Below are 17164 nucleotides of genomic sequence, written 5' to 3' on the forward strand. Positions count from 1 at the left end.
TATTCAGGGCACCAGCTAGATCGAAACGGTATATCAATATGCCCCAAGGTTTGGCAGTCAAATCGGGTTGGGGCAATCGATGAACAGATGCTCCAAGGCAAAGCGCCGCGCCAGGTAATCGCCCAGCGCCTGTACACCGTAACGCTCAGTGGCGTGGTGTCCGGCGGCGATAAAGCTGATGTTGTTTTCGCGCGCGCTGTGAAAGGTTTGCTCGGAAGCTTCGCCGCTCAGGAACAGGTCGACGCCCGCGGCGATGGCGTTGTCGATGTAACCCTGGCCACCGCCGGTGCACCAGCCGATGCGGCGGATCATCTGGCTGCCTTCGATCAGCAGCGGCTCGCGGCCCATCACATCCTGCACACGCCGGGCGAAGTCGCGGGGCGACAGCGGTTCGGCGAGCGAGCCGACCAGGCCGACGATCCTGGGGTTGCTCGGGTCCAGTGGGCCTTCGACGGTGATGTCCAACTGGCGGGCGAGTTGCACGTTATTGCCAACGTCGGGGTGCAGGTCCAGCGGCAGGTGGTAGGCCAGCAGGCTGATGTCGTGTTTGAGCAGGGTTTTCAGGCGGCGTTGCTTCATGCCGGTGATACAGGGGTTTTCGCCTTTCCAGAAATAACCGTGGTGCACCAGGATCAAATCGGCCTGGGCTTCGACGGCCGCGTCCAGCAAAGCCTGGCTCGCCGTGACGCCGCTGACGATGCGCATCACTTGCGGCCGCCCCTCGACCTGCAGGCCATTGGGGCAGTAATCGGCAATTTTTGCGCTGCCAAGGTAGCGGTCCGCTTCCTCGACGAGGGTGGTAAGGGGGACGGCCATAAAAGACTCCTAAATATCCCGTTCCGAGGCGCTCGCAGCCTCGTATAATGCGCGACATTATGGGCGCTCTCCCGCCCCCTGCAACCTGTCAGGACTTACTTGATGCTCAAGGCACTGCGTTTTTTTGGATGGCCATTGTTGGCTGGCGTGCTGATCGCGATGCTGATTATTCAGCGTTATCCCCAGTGGGTGGGCTTACCCAGCCTTGATGTGAACCTGCAACAGGCACCGCAAACCAGTGCGGTAGTGCAAGGCCCGGTGACTTATGCAGATGCGGTAGTCATTGCGGCCCCCGCCGTGGTCAACCTGTACACCACCAAGGTCATCAACAAGCCGGCGCATCCGCTGTTTGAAGACCCGCAGTTTCGCCGCTATTTCGGTGACAATGGGCCCAAGCAGCGCCGCATGGAGTCCAGCCTGGGTTCCGGGGTGATCATGAGCCCCGAAGGCTACATCCTCACCAATAACCACGTGACCACCGGCGCCGACCAGATTGTGGTGGCCCTGCGTGACGGCCGCGAAACCCTCGCCCGCGTGGTGGGCAGCGACCCGGAAACCGACCTCGCGGTCCTGAAGATCGATTTGAAAAACCTGCCGTCCATCACCCTAGGCCGCTCCGATGGGCTGCGGGTGGGTGATGTGGCACTGGCCATCGGCAACCCGTTCGGGGTGGGCCAGACGGTGACCATGGGCATCATCAGCGCCACCGGGCGTAACCAACTGGGGCTTAACAGCTACGAAGATTTCATCCAGACCGACGCGGCGATCAACCCGGGCAACTCCGGCGGCGCACTGGTGGATGCCAATGGCAACCTGACCGGCATCAACACGGCGATTTTCTCCAAGTCCGGCGGTTCCCAGGGCATCGGCTTTGCGATCCCGGTAAAGCTGGCGATGGAAGTGATGAAGTCGATCATCGAGCACGGCCAGGTAATTCGCGGCTGGCTGGGGATTGAAGTACAGCCGTTGACCAAGGAACTGGCCGAGTCGTTTGGCCTGACCGGGCGCCCTGGCATCGTGGTCGCCGGGATTTTCCGCGATGGCCCGGCGCAGAAAGCCGGCCTGCAGCTGGGGGATGTGATCCTCAGCATCAACGGCGAACCGGCCGGTGATGGGCGCAAGTCGATGAACCAGGTGGCTCGGATCAAGCCGACCGACAAGGTGGCGATCCAGGTGATGCGCAACGGTAAAGAGATCAAGCTGCTGGCGGAGATCGGCCTGCGTCCACCCCCTGCCCCGGTCAAGGAAGAGGAATAAATCACCTCGGCAGGTACCCGTTCGCGGGTACCTGTAAGCTCATATTTCAAAACGAATCCATTCTCATCAGTCATGTTATATTGTTTCAATATCGCTATTGGAACGCTCTATCATGCCGTCTCGAACGTTTGCCCCCCTGGCTGGCCTGGCCTTGGGTTTGCTGCTGGATCCCGCCTTTGCCGAAGACAACAGCGTTGAGCTGGAGACCATCAGCGTCACCACCGACGCCTATGAATCCGCCACCGGCCCGGTCAACGGCTACCGCGCCACCCGCTCTGCCAGCGCGACCAAAACTGACACCGCCCTTCGCGATATCCCACAGTCCATCAGCGTGATTCCCGCCTCGGTACTCACGGACCTGGGCAGCACCAACGTGGAACGCGCCCTGGAGTTTGCCGGCGGCGTGTCCAAACAGAACAATTTTGGCGGCCTCACGCTCTACGAATACAGCGTGCGCGGCTTCACCACGTCGGAGTTCTACCAGGATGGTTTCAGCGCCAACCGCGGCTACCCGAGCACGCCGGACGCGGCCAATATCGAGCGCATCGAAGTGCTCAAGGGCCCGGCCGCCAGCCTGTATGGCCGTGGTGATCCCGGCGGCACCGTGAATATCGTCACCAAAAAGCCTCAGCCTGAAGCCTTCACCACCCTGCAAACCAGCGCCGGCAGTTGGGACCGTTATCGCACCGCCCTGGACGTCAACACGCCGCTGGACAGCGAGGGCAACCTGCTGTCACGGGTCAACCTGGCGGTGGAAGACAACAACAGCTTCCGCGATCACGTCGAGAGCAAGCGTGTATTTGTCGCGCCCTCATTCAGCTGGCAGCTGGACCCGGACACGTCCCTGCTGGTGGAGAGCGAATTCGTCCGCCACAGCTCCACCTTCGACCGGGGCATCGTCGATGCCCCAGGCGTATCGCGCTCCACCTTCCTCGGCGAACCCAACGACGGTGATATCGACAACCACAACAACCGCATCCAGGCGACCCTCGAGCATCATCTCAACGACGCCTGGAAACTGCGCCTGGCCAGCCATTACAAACAAGGCAGCCTGTGGGGCGACGCCTCGGAAAACCGCGCACTGAACACCGACGGCCATACCCTTAACCGCCGTTACCGCGAACGCTCCACGGGCTGGCACGACAGCATCACCCAGCTGGAACTGCGCGGCCTGTTCGACCTTGGCAGTTGGCAGCACGAATTGCTGGTCGGCACCGAATACGAGGACTACCGCAAGAAGGAGCGCGTCACCGCCATAGCCGGCAGCCCCTACGCCATCGACCTCTACAACCCGGTCTACGGCCAGCCCAAACCCAATGGCGCGCGCTCCGGCACCGACTTCTTCGAACAGACCAAAAGCCAGGCGCTGAACCTGCAAGACCAGATCATCTTCACCGACCGCCTGCGCGGCATGGTCGGCGCGCGCTTCGAGCATTTCGAACAAAGCACCGACGACTTTACCCGCAACCACGCCAAGAGTCGGCAAACCCACGACGCACTTACCCAGCGCGCCGGCCTGCTGTATCAACTGACGCCAGAGGTCGGCGTATTCGCCAACGCTTCCACCTCGTTCAAGCCCAACAGCGGCCTGGACGCCAGCGGTAAGACCTTCAAGCCCGAAGAAGGCGTAGGCTATGAGGTAGGGATCAAGAGCGAGCTGTTCGACGACCGCCTCAGCGCCACCCTCGCCGCTTTCCATATCGAAAAGGAAAACGTGCTGGCCCTGGACCCGGCCACCAATACCAACCGCGCCATGGGCAAGGCACGCAGCCAGGGCTTCGACCTGCAACTGACAGGACAACTGACCGATGCGGTACGCGTGATCGGCGCCTTTGCCTACATAGATGCCGAAGTGACCAAGGGTGATAAAGCCATTCCTGCGGGCAGCCGCATCCTCGGCGTAGCCAAGCGCAGCGGCAGCCTGTTGGGGGTGTATGAATTCCAGGACGGCGCGCTGCGCGGTTCAGACCTGGGCGCGGCGTTCACCTATGTGGGGGATCGCTCAGGTGAAGCCGGCAGCCGCTTTGAACTGCCCGCCTACCACACCGTCGATTTGCTGGCCCATTACAAGGCCACGCAGAACGTCACCGTGGGCCTGAACCTCAACAACTTGTTCGATGAAAAGTACTACGAGCGGTCCTACAGCAATTACTGGGTCAATCCCGGCGAGCCGCGCAATCTCACCGTAAGCTTGACCCTCAACCTGTAACCCCCCCCTTGTAGGAGCGAGCTTGCTCGCGAAGCACCTGAGAGCGCCGCGTTACCCCAGAGGCGCTGCGTTATCGTTAACGACCTTCGCGAGCAAGAACTAGGCGTCCCCCTCGCTCCTACAGTGACAGCGGTGCTCTTTCGCAGAGCGTATTGAGCGCCGCCGCCCACTGCGGATCGTCATTCAAACACGGCACCAGCACCAACTCCTCACCGCCCGCCTCGCGGAATTGCTCCCGACCACGATCACCGATCTCTTCCAGGGTCTCGATGCAGTCGGCAACAAACGCGGGGCACATCACCAGCAGCTTTTTCACCCCTTGACGGGCCAGCGCTTCCAGGCGTGCCTCGGTGTAGGGTTCGATCCACTTCGCACGGCCCAGGCGCGACTGGAACGCCACTGACCATTTGTCGTCAGGCAAGCCCAGGCGCGCGGCGAAGTCGCGGGCAACGCTGAAGCATTGTGCGCGGTAGCAGGTCGCGAGCACCTCAGGCGAGGCGTTCTTGCAGCAGTCCGCATCCTTGAAACAATGCTGGCCGGTCGGGTCGAGCTTTTTCAGATGGCGCTCGGGCAAGCCGTGGAAGCTCAGCAGCAAGTGGTCGTAATGCGCGTCTATATAAGGTCGGGCGCTGGCGGCCAACGCGTCGAGGTATTCCGCCTGATCGTAGAATGGCTGCAGGATCGAGAACTGTACGTTGAGCTTTTTCTCGCGCACTACCCGCTTGGCTTCTTCAATCACCGTGGTCACGGTGCTGTCGGCAAACTGCGGGTACAGAGGCGCCAGAGTCACTTTCTGAATACCTTGGGCGGCCAACCGCGTGAGCGTCGTTTCCAGGGAAGGCTCGCCATAACGCATCGCCAACTCCACGGGCCCCTGGGTCCACTGCGCGGTCATCTGCTGCTGCAGGCGACGGCTGAGCACCACCAGCGGCGAACCCTCGTCCCACCAGATCGAGGCGTAGGCATGGGCCGATTGCTCGGGGCGCTTGATCAGGATCAGCGATACCAGCAAGCGCCGCACCGGCCACGGCAGGTCGATGACATAAGGGTCCATCAGGAACTGATTGAGGTAGCTGCGCACATCGGCCACCGAAGTGGAGGCCGGTGAACCCAAGTTGACCAGTAACAACGCGTGATCCGTCATGCAACATCCTATCTCTTAGAGGCGGCTGGACAAGTCATCCAAAGCCGCATGCAACTCAGTGAACTGGAAAATGAAACCGGCGGCCATCAAGCGTTCGGGGATCGCCTTCTGCCCGCCCAGCAACAGCCCCGATAACTCGCCCAAACCCACCTTCAATGCAAAGGCCGGCATCGGCATGAACGCCGGGCGGTGCAGCGCCTGGCCCAATGTCTTGGCGAACTCGCGGTTACGCACTGGGTGCGGCGCGCAGGCATTATAAGGACCGCTGGCGTCATCCTTGTGCAGAAGAAAATCAATCAGGGCGATTTGATCCTTGATATGAACCCACGGCATCCACTGCCGCCCGCTGCCGATAGGCCCGCCCAGCCCGAGTTTGAACGGCAGCAACAGGCGCGACAAAAAGCCGCCCTCGGCCGCCAGTACCAGGCCGGTGCGCACCAGCACCACGCGGATGCCCATCGCTTCGGCACGTTGGGCGGTTTCTTCCCAGGCGATGCAGAGTTGGCTGGGGAAATCGTCCTGTACCGGGCCGCTGGCCTCGGTCAGTTCGCGCTCGCCACCGTCGCCGTACCAGCCCACCGCCGAACCGGAAACCAGCACCGCCGGTTTCTGCGCCTGGCTTTCGAGCCAGGCCAGCAGGGTTTCGGTCAAGCCGATGCGGCTGCTCCAGAGCAGCGCCTTGCGTTTGTGGGTCCAGGGACGGTCAGCAATCGGCGCACCCGCCAGGTTGACCACCGCGTCCACCGCGCCAATCACCTCCTCCAGACGAGCCACCCCGAGCACCGTTGCACCGCATAACCGGGCGACGTCTTCAGGATGGCGGCTCCACACCGTCAGGCGATGACCTTGGGCAATCCAGTGTTGGCAGAGTTGGCGACCGATCAGGCCGGTACCGCCGGTCAGCAAAATATGCATGGGACGCTCCTCATGTAACGTTCGCCGCCGATCACTAGTCTATTTTATAAGCAGGGATCAATTTGTAATCGAGCGTGACTTTTGTTTAAGCCTCATGGTTAACCATAGGTCACGCCAAGCGATCAGGTACGCCAAAACTTATACCAAAAAATAATATTGTACAGCTATTGGTGTCGGCGTAGCCTGTACCCAACGGTAAAACGAGGCCTCCCATGACTGTCCCCATCGCGATCATCGGCACCGGCATCGCCGGTCTCTCCGCCGCCCGAGCGTTACAAGACGCCGGGCACGTTGTACAACTCTTCGATAAAAGCCGCGGCAGCGGCGGCCGCATGTCCAGCAAGCGCAGCGACGCCGGCGCACTGGACATGGGTGCCCAATACTTCACCGCCCGCGACCGACGCTTCGTCAACGAAGTGCAGCGCTGGCAAAGCAACGGCTGGGCCGAGCAATGGAAGCCCCAGCTGTACAATTTCAAGTCCGGCCAACTCACCCCCTCCCCCGATGAACAGATCCGCTGGGTCGGCACGCCGCGCATGAGCGCCATCACCCGCGCCCTGCTTGACGACCTGCCGGTGGAGTTCGGCTGCCGGATCACCGAGGTGTTCCAAGGCAAGCAACACTGGAACCTGCTGGATGCCGACGGCGAAAACCACGGCCCGTTCAGCCATGTGATCATCGCCACGCCCGCCCCCCAGGCCACGGCCCTGTTGGCGGCAGCGCCCAAATTGGCGAGTGCCGCCGCCGGCGTGAAGATGGAGCCGTCCTGGGCCATTGCCCTGGCCTTCGACAAGCCCCTGGATACCCCCATGGAAGGCTGCTTCGTGCAAGACAGCCCGCTGGACTGGCTGGCGCGCAACCGCAGCAAGCCCGGGCGCGATACGACCCTCGACACCTGGGTGCTGCACGCCACCAGCACCTGGAGCAAGGCCCACCTGGACCTGTCCAAGGAAGCGGTGATCGAACACCTGCACGGTGCCTTCGCCGAATTGCTGCACAGCGCCATGCCCCCACCGTCCTTCAGCCTGGCCCACCGCTGGCTCTACGCACGACCGTCAGGCGCCCATGAGTTCGGGGTGCTGGCCGACGCCGACCTGGGCCTGTACGTGTGTGGCGACTGGTGCCTCTCGGGGCGCGTGGAAGGGGCATGGCTCAGTGGCCAGGAAGCCGCGCGACGATTGATCGAGCACCTGCAATGAACCGCATCAACCCGGCCAAATTGCTGCTGTCGAAGTGGACGGCAGCCCGGCCCCGCAACAAGGAAAAACACTTCCTGGTCACCGAACTGTTTCGTGACGAGGACGGCACAGTGCTGGAAATCGAGTTGCAAGCCGTGATGACCCTGCGCGCTGAGCGCCTGGCCTGGCAAACCCTGCAAAATGCCGAGGCTTGGCAAATCGGCTGGAAATAGCCTCCGCGCAAATACTTGTACAAAATATTTGACTTGTACAGCATCAAACCTATGATGAGATTTAGTTGTACATATTTCAGATCTTGTACAGGAATCTTGCAGAGGTTTGGCCATGCCCAGCACACCGTCCATCAAGCCGAAGATTGGCATCAGCGCCTGCCTGCTGGGCGAAAACGTGCGTTTCAATGGCGGTCACAAGCAATCCCAGCTATGCAGCGAGGTCCTCGCCAAGTACTTCGACTTCGTGCCGCTGTGCCCGGAAGTGGCGATCGGCCTGGGTATCCCCCGTGAAACCATTCGCCTGGTGGGCGATGCCGAACAGCCCCAGGCCGTCGGCACCGTACACCGCGAACTGAATGTCACCGCGCCGCTGGACGCATACGGCCGCAAAATGGCCGCCGAACACACCGACCTGTGCGGCTACATCTTCATGCAGAAGTCGCCGTCCTGCGGCCTGGAACGCGTCAAGGTCTACCGTGAAAACGGAGCGCCGGTGGAGGGCGGCGGGCGTGGCATCTACGCCCAGGCGTTCTGCGCGCGCCACCCGAACCTGCCTGTGGAAGAAGATGGCCGCCTGAATGACCCGGTACTGCGGGAAAACTTCCTGACCCGCGTCTTCGTCTACGCCAGTTGGCAGCAACTGCTGGCCGAGGGCCTGACCCGCCACCGCCTGCTGGCGTTTCACGCGCGCTACAAGTATTTGCTGATGGCCCACAGCCTGATGCATTACAAGAGCCTGGGCCACCGCCTCGGCAGCATGGCCAGGGACGTCAACTTCGACGAGGTGGCCGCCTGCTATTTCAGCGACCTGATGACCGGCCTGAAAAAGTGCGCCACCCGCGGCACCCACACCAACGTGCTGCAACACATCAGCGGCTACCTCAAGCAGGCCATCAGCGCCGATGACAAACAGGAAATGCAGACAGTCATCAGCCAGTATCACCAGGGCATCGTGCCGCTGGTGGTGCCATTGACCCTGCTCAAGCATCACTTTCGCCAACACCCGGACCGCTACATCGCGCAGCAGGCCTACTTGCAGCCGCACCCGGAAAATCTCAGCCTGCGTAATGCGATCTAAACCATGAAAAGCGTCATGACCGCTATCTTGCAAGACGAACCCGGTGCAGACATCGCCCAAGCCCTCGAAGACGGCTGGCTGCCGATTCGTGAAGTGGCGCGCCAGACCGGCGTCAACGCCGTGACCCTGCGCGCCTGGGAACGCCGTTATGGCCTGATCGTGCCCCAGCGCACCCCCAAGGGCCATCGGCTGTTCAATGCCGAGCATGTACAACGCATCCACACCATCCTCACCTGGCTCAATCGCGGCGTGCCGGTCAGCCAGGTAAAAGGCCTGATCGATTCCGCCCAGGCCCTTCCCGATGCCGTAGAGAACGAATGGCAAGCCTTGCGCCAGAACCTGGTGCAGGCCGTCAGCGAACTGGCCGAACGCCGGGTGGACGATGTGTTTAACCAGGCCATGGCGCTGTACCCGCCGCGCACCCTGTGCGAGCAATTGCTGCTGCCGCTGCTGCAGGAGCTGGAACAGCGCTGGCAAGGCCAGTTTGGCGCTCAGATGGAGCGGGTGTTTTTCCTGTCCTGGCTGCGCAGCAAGTTTGGTGCACGCATCTACCACAACAACCGGCAGTTGCACGGCGCGCCGTTGCTGCTGGTCAACCACTCCGACCTGCCCCTGGAGCCGCACCTGTGGCTCAGCGCCTGGCTGGCCAGCAGCGCCGATTGCCCGGTGGAAGTCTTCGACTGGCCGTTGCCCACCGGCGAGTTGGCCCTTGCGGCGGAACACCTGCAACCGCGCGCCGTGCTCCTGTACTCGAGCAAGGCCCTGCAATTGCCGGCATTGACCAAGCTGCTGGCTGGCGTCAATTGCGCAAAACTGCTCGTCGGACCCACGGTCTGCATCCACCAGGCCGAGCTGGCCGTATTAACCCAAGACATTGCGCAATTGTTCGTGGCCGAAGACCCGTTGTCGGCCCATCAGCTCCTGATCCAGCGTGGACTTATCTAAATGCACTTGATCTGGCTGCGCACCGACTTGCGCCTTCACGACAACACCGCCCTGGCCGCGGCCTGCCAGCGAGGCCCGGTGGCGGCCGTGTACCTGGTCACGCCCGAGCAATGGCTGGCCCATGACGATGCCCCCTGCAAAGTGGATTTCTGGCTGCGCAACCTGCAGCACTTGAGCCAGGCCCTGGGCACCCTGAACATTCCCTTGCTGATCCGCCACGCTGCTACCTGGGATCAGGTTCCCGCCGTGTTAAGTGAACTGTGCCGGGAACTGGCCGTAGAGTCGGTGCACGTCAACGAGGAATACGGCATCCATGAAAGCCGTCGCGATGCAGCTGTCGCTGAGGCGCTGGAAGCCGGCGGCGTGACGTTCCACAGCTACCTGGACCAACTGCTTTTCCAACCGGGCAGCGTGCTGACCAAGACCGGCACCTACTTCCAGGTGTTCAGCCAGTTCCGCAAGGTCTGCTACGCGCGCCTGCACAGCGCCCTGCCGCGTCGGGTCGCAACGCCCAAGGCCCAAGCCGTGCTCACGCTCAAGAGCGATCCGATTCCCGAACAGGTCGACGGCTTCGAACCGCCCAGCGACACCTTGCGCGCCCTCTGGCCCGCCGGCGAAGACGAAGCCCGTCGCCGCCTCGACGCCTTTGCCGACCAGCAGATCAGCTACTACAAAGACGAACGGGATTTTCCGGCCAAGCCCGGCACCAGCCAGCTCTCCGCCTACCTGGCCGCCGGCGTGGTTTCGCCGCGCCAATGCCTGCACGCCGCACTGCAAACCAACCAGGGCGAGTTCGAAAGCGGCGACATCGGCGCCATCACCTGGATCAACGAGCTGCTATGGCGTGAGTTCTACAAGCACATTCTGGTCGGCTACCCACGGGTCTCCCGTCACCGCGCTTTCCGTCCCGAGACCGAAGCCCTGGCCTGGCGCGATGCGCCCGAGGACCTCGCCGCCTGGCAACAGGCGCGCACCGGCCTGCCGATCATCGATGCCGCCATGCGCCAGTTGCTGGAAACCGGCTGGATGCATAACCGCCTGCGCATGGTGGTGGCGATGTTCCTGACCAAGAACCTGTTGATCGACTGGCGCGAAGGCGAGCGCTTCTTCATGCGCCACCTGATCGACGGCGACCTGGCCGCCAACAACGGCGGCTGGCAATGGAGTTCATCCACCGGCACCGATTCGGCGCCGTATTTCCGGATTTTCAGCCCGCTGAGCCAGTCGGAAAAATTCGACAGCGAAGGCGTGTTTATCAAGCACTGGCTGCCGGAGCTGGCCACGCTGAACAAGAAGGAAGTGCACAACCCGCAGGCGCTCGGCGGCCTGTTTGGCGTGGCGGATTACCCGCGCTCGATTGTCGACCTGAAAAAATCCCGCGAACGCGCCCTCGCAGCCTTTCGCAACCTGCCTTCACGCCAGGAGGTCGCCGAACATGAGTGACTTCCTGCGCCGCTTCGCCCAGGCCTTTGCCTCGCTGGACAAGCACAACCTGCAACTGCTCGACAGCCTCTACAGCCAGGACATCGCGTTCACCGACCCGCTGCATGAAGTCCATGGACTGACCGCGCTGCACACGTATTTCGCCGAGCTGTACAGCAACGTCAGCCAGCTACGCTTCGACTTCCATGGTTTCGACCAGGTGGCCGAAGGCGAAGGTTACCTGCGCTGGAACATGAGTTTCTGCCACCCGCGCCTGGGCAAAGGCAAGATCATCCGCGTGGAGGGCTGCTCGCATTTGATGTGGCGTGACAAGGTGTACCGCCACCGCGATTACTTCGACGCCGGCGCCCTGTTGTACGAACACCTTCCCGTGTTGGGTGGGGTCGTCAGTTGGTTGAAAAGGAGAGTGGGATGAACGCACTGCCGCCCCGTCGTTATTGGCTGACCGGTGCCAGCAGTGGCATCGGCGCCGCGCTGGCCGTGGAGCTGCTCAACAGCGGCGCCCACGTGGCCCTCAGTTCACGCACCAAAGGCCCGCTGGAAGCGCTCGCCCAACGGTACCCCGGCCAGGTGCTCGTGGTGGCCGGCGACCTGACCAACAGCCAGACCGTGCGCGAGATCGGTGAACACATCGGCGCGGCCTGGGGTTCGGTCGACACCGTCATCCTCAACGCCGGCACCTGTGAATATGTCGACGCCAGGCAATTCGATGCCTCGATTATCGAACACGTGGTGCGCACCAATCTGCTGGCGAGCAGTTACTGCATTGAAGCGGCGCTGCCGTTGTTGCGCGCCGGGCGCACACCACACCTGGTGGGCGTCGCCAGCGCCGTGACCTACCTGCCGATGCCACGGGCCGAAGCGTATGGCGCGTCCAAGGCCGGGCTGCGCTACCTGTTCGAATCCCTGCGCATCAGCCTGTCGCCCGAAAACATTGATGTCACGGTGATCAGCCCGGGCTTCGTCGACACCCCACTCACCGAGCGCAATGACTTCCCGATGCCCCTGAGCTGGCCAGCCGACAAGGCCGCGCGGCATATCTTCGCCAAGCTGGAAAAACGCCCGCTGGAGATCGCCTTCCCCGCACTGTTTATCGCCACGCTGTGGCCGCTGTCGAAACTGCCGAACCGCGCGCAATTGATCATCGGCAAACGCATGTTGCGCAGCCCGCCACCGAAAAAGGACGACCTGTGAAGATCGCCATTATCGGCAGCGGCATCGCCGGGCTGACCAGCGCCTACCTGCTCAGCCGCCGTCACGACATCACGCTGTTCGAGGCGGGCGACCGTATCGGCGGGCATACCCACACGGTCAACGTCACCGTCGAGGGCAAACCCTATGCCGTGGACACCGGCTTCATCGTGTTCAACGACTGGACCTACCCCAACTTCATCCGCTTGCTGGGGCAGATCGGCGTGACCTTCAAACCCACCGAGATGAGCTTTTCGGTGTGCGACCAGGGCAGCGGCTTCGAGTACAACGGCAACAACCTCAACAGCCTGTTTGCCCAGCGCCGCAATATCCTCTCGCCAGGCTTCTGGGGCATGCTGCGTGACATCCTGCGCTTCAATCGCCAGGCCCCGCTGGACCTGCAAGAACAGCGCATCAGCGCCGAGATGACCTTGGGTGACTACCTCGAAGCCGGGGGCTACGGGCCACGGTTTATCCGGCATTACATCGTACCGATGGGCGCGGCGATCTGGTCGATGTCCCTGGCGGACATGCTGGATTTCCCGTTGCAGTTCTTTGTGCGTTTCTTCAAGAACCACGGTTTGCTCTCGGTGAACAACCGGCCGCAGTGGTGCGTGATCGAGGGTGGCTCCAGCCGTTATATCGAACCGCTGACCCGCAGCTTTCGCGAGCAGATCCGCCTCGACTGCCCGGTGCATCTGGTCGAGCGTGACGCAGAGGGCGTAATCATTTACAGCGCCGCCGGCACCGAAGCCTTCGACAAGGTGGTGTTCGCCTGCCACAGCGACCAGGCACTCGCTTTGCTCGGCGACCCGAGCCAGGCCGAGCAGGAGATCCTCGGCGCCCTGCCCTACGCCGACAATGACGTGGTGCTGCATACCGACACGCGCCTGCTGCCCGACCGCGAACTCGCCTGGGCCAGCTGGAACTACCGGCTGAGCGGCGACGTGCAGACCCAGGCCGCTGTCACATATGACATGAACATCCTGCAAGGCATCGACAGCGCCACCACCTTTTGCGTCAGCCTCAACCAGACGTCGATGATCAACCCGCTGAAGATCCTCGCGCGCTATACCTACGCCCACCCGCAATACAGCCTGGCCGCCGTAGCCGCGCAAGCACGCTGGGGAGAACTGAACGGCACCCGACATACCTGGTATTGCGGCGCCTACTGGGCCAACGGCTTCCATGAAGACGGCGTCGTCAGCGCCTTGCGCGTGGCCGAAGCCTTTGGGGAAAGCCTGTGAACAGCGCCCTGTACAGCGGCTGGATCGCCCATCGGCGGTTTGCACCCAAAGCCCACGCCTTTCGCTACCGCATCGGCCTGCTGTACCTGGACCTCAGCGAACAAGACCAAGTGCTCGGGCTGTCGCCCCTGGCCGGCGCGAGTCGCCTGGCGCCCTTCGGTTTTCGCCAGCAGGACTACCTGCGTGAATTCACGCGCCACGGCATGAGCTTGACCGATGCTGTGCGCCAGGAAGTCGGCAAGGCCCTGGGGCATACACCCCTGGGCGTTATCTGCCTGCTGACCCAGGCCCGCAGTTGGGGCCTGGCTTTTAACCCGGTGAGTTTCTTCTACTGCTTCGAGGCCGATGGGCAACTGGCCGCGATCCTGTGCGAAGTGACCAACACCCCATGGCGCGAACGCTATCACTACGTGCTGCCGGCCCAGGCCCTCAGCGCGGATCAGCACCAACACTTCGCCGTGGCCAAGGCGTTTCACGTGTCGCCGTTTTTGCCGCGCGACCTGGAATACCGCATGAGCTTCAGCCCGCCCGCCGCCAGGCTCGGCGTGCACATGGCCGATTGGCAGGGCGAGGTGAAAGTCTTCGACGCCACCTTGAGCCTGCACAGGGAAACGCTGAACCGCGCCAGCCTGCACCGTTACCTGTGGCGCTATCCGTGGATGACCGCCAAGACCTGCCTGGCCATCTATTGGCAGGCCCTGCGCCTGTTGCTCAAGCGCACACCGATTTTTTCCCATCAGGCCGCCGACGGCGCCTCTCGCACAGCTGTCGGGTACACCAAGGATCGCCGCCATGAAATCCCCTAGCTTATCGGTCAAAACCAACCGCCTGAACGTCAACGGCATGACCAGTGCGCTGCTGCGCAAGGGCGTGCTGCGCCAACTCAGCCAACTGCGCTATGGCCAGTTGGTGGTGATCGAGGACGGCGAGCGCCAGGTATTCGGCGCACGGGAAGCGCACCTGCTGGGGGAAATCCAGATTGTCGATTCGGCGGTCTGGGGCCTGGTGGCGGCCAACGGTTCCATCGGTGCGGGCGAGGCCTTTATCCACGGCTATTGGACCAGCCCGGACCTGACGGCGGTGGTGCGGGTGATGGTGAGTAACCTGGATGTGCTCGACGCGATGGAGGGTGGCCTGGCGCGATTGGCACGGCCGTTCACCCAAGGCCTGCACTGGCTCAACCGCAACACGCGCAAGGGCTCGCAAAAAAACATCGCCGCCCACTACGACCTCGGCAATGAGCTGTTCGCGGAATTCCTCGACCCGACCATGATGTATTCGGCCGCGCAGTTCCTGACGCCCGACGACAGCCTGGAACAGGCGCAACTGAACAAACTGCAACGCATCTGCCAGAAGCTCGCACTCAAACCCACCGATCATCTGCTGGAAATCGGCACCGGCTGGGGCAGCATGGCGCTGTATGCGGCGCAGCAGTACGGCTGCAAGGTCACCACCACGACCTTGTCCAAAGAGCAGTTCGCCTACACCGAAAAACGCATCGCAGCCCTGGGCTTGCAAGACCAGGTCACGTTATTGCTGCAGGACTACCGCGACCTGACCGGCGAGTACGACAAATTGGTGTCCATCGAGATGATCGAAGCGGTGGGCCATCGCTTCCTGCCGACCTACTTCAAGCAGTGCGCGCACCTGCTCAAGCGTGATGGCCTGATGTTGCTGCAAGCCATCACCATCCGTGAGCAACGCTTCGAGCAGGCGAAAAACAGCGTCGACTTTATCCAGCGCTATATCTTCCCCGGCGGTGCCCTGCCCAGTGTGCAGAACATGCTGCACATCGTCAGCCGCGACACCGATATGAACCTGCTGCACATGGAGGACTTCGGCCTGCACTACGCGCGAACCCTGCGCCTGTGGCACGAGAACTTTCGCCACGCCCACGGCCGCCTGACGGAGCTGGGCTACGACGAATATTTCCTGCGGTTGTGGGAGTTCTACCTGTGCTACTGCGAGGGCGGCTTTATGGAGCGCACCATTGGCACCGCGCAATTGCTATTGGCCAAACCGTCGGCCATCAACCCTCCGTTGCTCGGGCGCTTCAGTGCTTAAACCACTGGCCAATGCCGTGCTGTTCCAGTGCGGGTGGTTTGCCTGCGTACTCGGTGGCGATGGCCCTTGGTTGCTGGTGGGGCTGGCGGTGCTGGTTATCCATCTGTTGTGGATAAGTAAAGGGGCTGGGGACGCGACGCTGATCATAAGCGTGACGCTGGCCGGCACGCTATTGGACACGGTGTTGCGCGCTTTGGGCGTGTTCAAGTTCAACGAGCCGGGACCGTTGATTCCGTTCTGGCTGATGTTGTTGTGGGCCCTGCTGGCAACCACCCTGCGCCATTGCCTGGCCTGGAGTGCACGGCCCTGGTGGCGTGCGGCGTTAATGGGTGCGCTGGGCGGACCAATGTCGTATTACGCCGGCAGCCACTTGGCGGGGGTGCAGTTCGGATTGGGCGCGGCGCCGACCCTGGTTGGGCTTGCTGTGCTCTGGGCCATGGTTTTCACCCTGTTGACAGTTGCCGCAATGCGCAAAAGTTGAAGCCGGTCGGCTTCTACTTGCAGCTTGGCGCTTAAAGCTTGAAGCTGCTGCTCTATGACCAACATCCCCCACATTCAAATCACCGAACCCGCCGTCACCTGCTCGACCTGCGCGGCCTGCTGCTGCCAGCTGGAAGTGATGCTGATCACCGACACCGGCGTGCCGGAGCGCTATATCGACACTGACGATTGGGGCGGTGAGGTGATGCTGCGCCTGGATGACGGCTGGTGCGCGGCGCTGGATCGGGACACGATGATGTGCACGATTTACGAACGTCGGCCGCTGATCTGCCGGGAGTTCGAGATGGGCGCACCGGAGTGCCTGACCGAACGCGAAGGCATCGCCACGGCCTACCGCTGATCTGAAGACTGATGACGATCAAAAAGTGTGGGAGGGCTTGCCCCCGCCCACACTGTCTTGCAGCGTTCCTGGGAATTACAGCGGCATGGTGTAGTGCAGCGAGTAGCTTTCTACACCATCGTTATTGCTGCTGATCCCGGCATTGGAGTAGTGCGTGGCGCGAATGCCGACTTCATGCCCACCGGTGAAGCGCAGGCCAAAGCCCAGGCGGTCTTCGAACTGGAAAGCCTGGCCGATGTTGTTGTCTTCCAGCTTGGTACGGGAAAACACTGCCACGCCAATCCCGGCTTCTATGTAAGGCTTGACCGACTGGCCGGCGAATTCATACACAAATACCGGCGAGAACGACAGGCTGCTGGCACCTGCACGGTCATCCCCCTCCCAATAGGTATAGGCGCCGCTCCAATAGCCGGTCAGACGACCGACGTCGCTCTGCATCCAGCTTTTGTCCCAATCCGAGGTCAGGCCCAGTCGATAGGTCAACGTCGAATCGCTGGTGCTGCCCACACCAAACTCCAGGCCTGCGGCCTGGGCCGAAACAGAGTGTCCCACCACTACGGCCGCAATCGCGGCCAAACAGAACAAGCGCTTCATAAGAAACAG

The 17164-nt window shown here is 62.1% G+C and carries 18 protein-coding genes; 14 read left to right on the plus strand and 4 right to left on the minus strand.

The window, feature by feature from the left end; translation table 11 throughout:
- Positions 1-57: 57 nt before the first annotated feature.
- Entirely contained in the window at positions 58-816 is a 759-nt protein-coding gene (locus PspCFBP13509_RS20610; RefSeq protein WP_065948464.1) for a Nif3-like dinuclear metal center hexameric protein, read from the minus strand.
- Between the two features lie 102 nt (positions 817-918).
- Between PspCFBP13509_RS20610 and algW the strand changes: the two genes are divergently transcribed.
- A complete protein-coding gene (gene algW / locus PspCFBP13509_RS20615) occupies positions 919-2073 on the plus strand; it encodes a Do family serine endopeptidase AlgW (protein ID WP_053131789.1) in 1155 nt (384 codons plus the stop codon).
- A gap of 112 nt (positions 2074-2185) precedes the next feature.
- On the plus strand, positions 2186-4282 hold the full coding sequence (locus PspCFBP13509_RS20620; protein ID WP_137212617.1) for a TonB-dependent siderophore receptor: 2097 nt from the start codon (positions 2186-2188) through the stop codon (positions 4280-4282).
- Positions 4283-4400: 118 nt separating this feature from the next.
- Here PspCFBP13509_RS20620 and hemH read toward each other — a convergent pair whose 3' ends face one another.
- Both hemH and PspCFBP13509_RS20630 read right to left on the minus strand, forming a co-directional pair.
- Positions 4401-5426: a ferrochelatase gene (gene hemH, locus PspCFBP13509_RS20625; RefSeq protein WP_065924063.1), complete on the minus strand. Its 1026-nt coding sequence runs from the start codon at positions 5424-5426 to the stop codon at positions 4401-4403.
- A gap of 15 nt (positions 5427-5441) precedes the next feature.
- Positions 5442-6341, minus strand: coding sequence for a TIGR01777 family oxidoreductase (locus PspCFBP13509_RS20630; protein WP_137212618.1), 900 nt, complete (start codon positions 6339-6341; stop codon positions 5442-5444).
- Between the two features lie 212 nt (positions 6342-6553).
- Here PspCFBP13509_RS20630 and PspCFBP13509_RS20635 point away from each other — a divergent pair, with 212 nt between their 5' ends.
- The 12 genes from PspCFBP13509_RS20635 to PspCFBP13509_RS20690 all read left to right on the plus strand — a co-directional run bounded on the left by PspCFBP13509_RS20635 (position 6554) and on the right by PspCFBP13509_RS20690 (position 16561).
- Positions 6554-7540: an NAD(P)/FAD-dependent oxidoreductase gene (locus tag PspCFBP13509_RS20635; protein WP_065948467.1), complete on the plus strand. Its 987-nt coding sequence runs from the start codon at positions 6554-6556 to the stop codon at positions 7538-7540.
- A complete protein-coding gene (locus tag PspCFBP13509_RS20640) occupies positions 7537-7752 on the plus strand; it encodes a TIGR02450 family Trp-rich protein (RefSeq protein ID WP_065924060.1) in 216 nt (71 codons plus the stop codon). The genes PspCFBP13509_RS20635 and PspCFBP13509_RS20640 overlap by 4 nt, the downstream gene beginning before the upstream one ends.
- A 112-nt stretch (positions 7753-7864) precedes the next feature.
- The gene (locus PspCFBP13509_RS20645) at positions 7865-8830 is read left to right on the plus strand and encodes a YbgA family protein (RefSeq protein WP_074843663.1); all 966 of its coding nucleotides are present in this window, start codon (positions 7865-7867) and stop codon (positions 8828-8830) included.
- 15 nt (positions 8831-8845) lie between these two features.
- Complete coding sequence (locus tag PspCFBP13509_RS20650; protein WP_065924058.1) at positions 8846-9775, plus strand: MerR family transcriptional regulator; 930 nt, start codon at positions 8846-8848, stop codon at positions 9773-9775.
- Entirely contained in the window at positions 9776-11218 is a 1443-nt protein-coding gene (gene phrB, locus PspCFBP13509_RS20655; protein WP_065924057.1) for a deoxyribodipyrimidine photo-lyase, read from the plus strand.
- The gene (locus PspCFBP13509_RS20660) at positions 11211-11633 is read left to right on the plus strand and encodes a nuclear transport factor 2 family protein (protein WP_065924056.1); all 423 of its coding nucleotides are present in this window, start codon (positions 11211-11213) and stop codon (positions 11631-11633) included. Before phrB ends, PspCFBP13509_RS20660 begins: the two co-directional genes overlap by 8 nt.
- A complete protein-coding gene (locus tag PspCFBP13509_RS20665) occupies positions 11630-12412 on the plus strand; it encodes an SDR family NAD(P)-dependent oxidoreductase (RefSeq protein WP_137212619.1) in 783 nt (260 codons plus the stop codon). The genes PspCFBP13509_RS20660 and PspCFBP13509_RS20665 overlap by 4 nt, the downstream gene beginning before the upstream one ends.
- Positions 12409-13656 (plus strand): NAD(P)/FAD-dependent oxidoreductase, encoded by a 1248-nt coding sequence (locus tag PspCFBP13509_RS20670; RefSeq protein WP_137212620.1) that lies wholly within the window; start codon positions 12409-12411, stop codon positions 13654-13656. The genes PspCFBP13509_RS20665 and PspCFBP13509_RS20670 overlap by 4 nt, the downstream gene beginning before the upstream one ends.
- Positions 13653-14462 (plus strand): DUF1365 domain-containing protein, encoded by an 810-nt coding sequence (locus PspCFBP13509_RS20675; RefSeq protein WP_065924053.1) that lies wholly within the window; start codon positions 13653-13655, stop codon positions 14460-14462. Before PspCFBP13509_RS20670 ends, PspCFBP13509_RS20675 begins: the two co-directional genes overlap by 4 nt.
- Positions 14449-15720: an SAM-dependent methyltransferase gene (locus PspCFBP13509_RS20680; RefSeq protein WP_137212621.1), complete on the plus strand. Its 1272-nt coding sequence runs from the start codon at positions 14449-14451 to the stop codon at positions 15718-15720. The genes PspCFBP13509_RS20675 and PspCFBP13509_RS20680 overlap by 14 nt, the downstream gene beginning before the upstream one ends.
- Complete coding sequence (locus PspCFBP13509_RS20685; RefSeq protein WP_137212622.1) at positions 15713-16201, plus strand: DUF2878 domain-containing protein; 489 nt, start codon at positions 15713-15715, stop codon at positions 16199-16201. Before PspCFBP13509_RS20680 ends, PspCFBP13509_RS20685 begins: the two co-directional genes overlap by 8 nt.
- A 54-nt stretch (positions 16202-16255) precedes the next feature.
- Positions 16256-16561 (plus strand): YkgJ family cysteine cluster protein, encoded by a 306-nt coding sequence (locus tag PspCFBP13509_RS20690; RefSeq protein ID WP_027606879.1) that lies wholly within the window; start codon positions 16256-16258, stop codon positions 16559-16561.
- A gap of 75 nt (positions 16562-16636) precedes the next feature.
- Here PspCFBP13509_RS20690 and PspCFBP13509_RS20695 read toward each other — a convergent pair whose 3' ends face one another.
- A complete protein-coding gene (locus PspCFBP13509_RS20695; RefSeq protein ID WP_027606880.1) occupies positions 16637-17155 on the minus strand; it encodes an acyloxyacyl hydrolase in 519 nt (172 codons plus the stop codon).
- Positions 17156-17164 lie beyond the last annotated feature (9 nt).

Origin of the sequence: Pseudomonas sp. CFBP13509 (assembly GCF_005233485.1) — a bacterium.
GTDB classification, from domain to species: Bacteria; Pseudomonadota; Gammaproteobacteria; order Pseudomonadales; family Pseudomonadaceae; genus Aquipseudomonas; species Aquipseudomonas marginalis.

What these genes read in the sequence shown, in the direction of transcription:
- PspCFBP13509_RS20680 (WP_137212621.1), top strand. Translation starts at nt 14,449, where the DNA reads ATGAAATCCCCTAGCTTATCGGTCAAAACCAACCGCCTGAACGTCAAC.
- PspCFBP13509_RS20690 (WP_027606879.1), top strand. Translation starts at nt 16,256, where the DNA reads ATGACCAACATCCCCCACATTCAAATCACCGAACCCGCCGTCACCTGC.
- PspCFBP13509_RS20660 (WP_065924056.1), top strand. Translation starts at nt 11,211, where the DNA reads ATGAGTGACTTCCTGCGCCGCTTCGCCCAGGCCTTTGCCTCGCTGGAC.
- PspCFBP13509_RS20630 (WP_137212618.1), bottom strand. Translation starts at nt 6,341, where the DNA reads ATGCATATTTTGCTGACCGGCGGTACCGGCCTGATCGGTCGCCAACTC.
- PspCFBP13509_RS20650 (WP_065924058.1), top strand. Translation starts at nt 8,846, where the DNA reads ATGACCGCTATCTTGCAAGACGAACCCGGTGCAGACATCGCCCAAGCC.
- hemH (WP_065924063.1), bottom strand. Translation starts at nt 5,426, where the DNA reads ATGACGGATCACGCGTTGTTACTGGTCAACTTGGGTTCACCGGCCTCC.
- PspCFBP13509_RS20635 (WP_065948467.1), top strand. Translation starts at nt 6,554, where the DNA reads ATGACTGTCCCCATCGCGATCATCGGCACCGGCATCGCCGGTCTCTCC.
- PspCFBP13509_RS20620 (WP_137212617.1), top strand. Translation starts at nt 2,186, where the DNA reads ATGCCGTCTCGAACGTTTGCCCCCCTGGCTGGCCTGGCCTTGGGTTTG.
- PspCFBP13509_RS20645 (WP_074843663.1), top strand. Translation starts at nt 7,865, where the DNA reads ATGCCCAGCACACCGTCCATCAAGCCGAAGATTGGCATCAGCGCCTGC.
- PspCFBP13509_RS20640 (WP_065924060.1), top strand. Translation starts at nt 7,537, where the DNA reads ATGAACCGCATCAACCCGGCCAAATTGCTGCTGTCGAAGTGGACGGCA.
- PspCFBP13509_RS20695 (WP_027606880.1), bottom strand. Translation starts at nt 17,155, where the DNA reads ATGAAGCGCTTGTTCTGTTTGGCCGCGATTGCGGCCGTAGTGGTGGGA.
- PspCFBP13509_RS20665 (WP_137212619.1), top strand. Translation starts at nt 11,630, where the DNA reads ATGAACGCACTGCCGCCCCGTCGTTATTGGCTGACCGGTGCCAGCAGT.
- phrB (WP_065924057.1), top strand. Translation starts at nt 9,776, where the DNA reads ATGCACTTGATCTGGCTGCGCACCGACTTGCGCCTTCACGACAACACC.
- PspCFBP13509_RS20610 (WP_065948464.1), bottom strand. Translation starts at nt 816, where the DNA reads ATGGCCGTCCCCCTTACCACCCTCGTCGAGGAAGCGGACCGCTACCTT.
- algW (WP_053131789.1), top strand. Translation starts at nt 919, where the DNA reads ATGCTCAAGGCACTGCGTTTTTTTGGATGGCCATTGTTGGCTGGCGTG.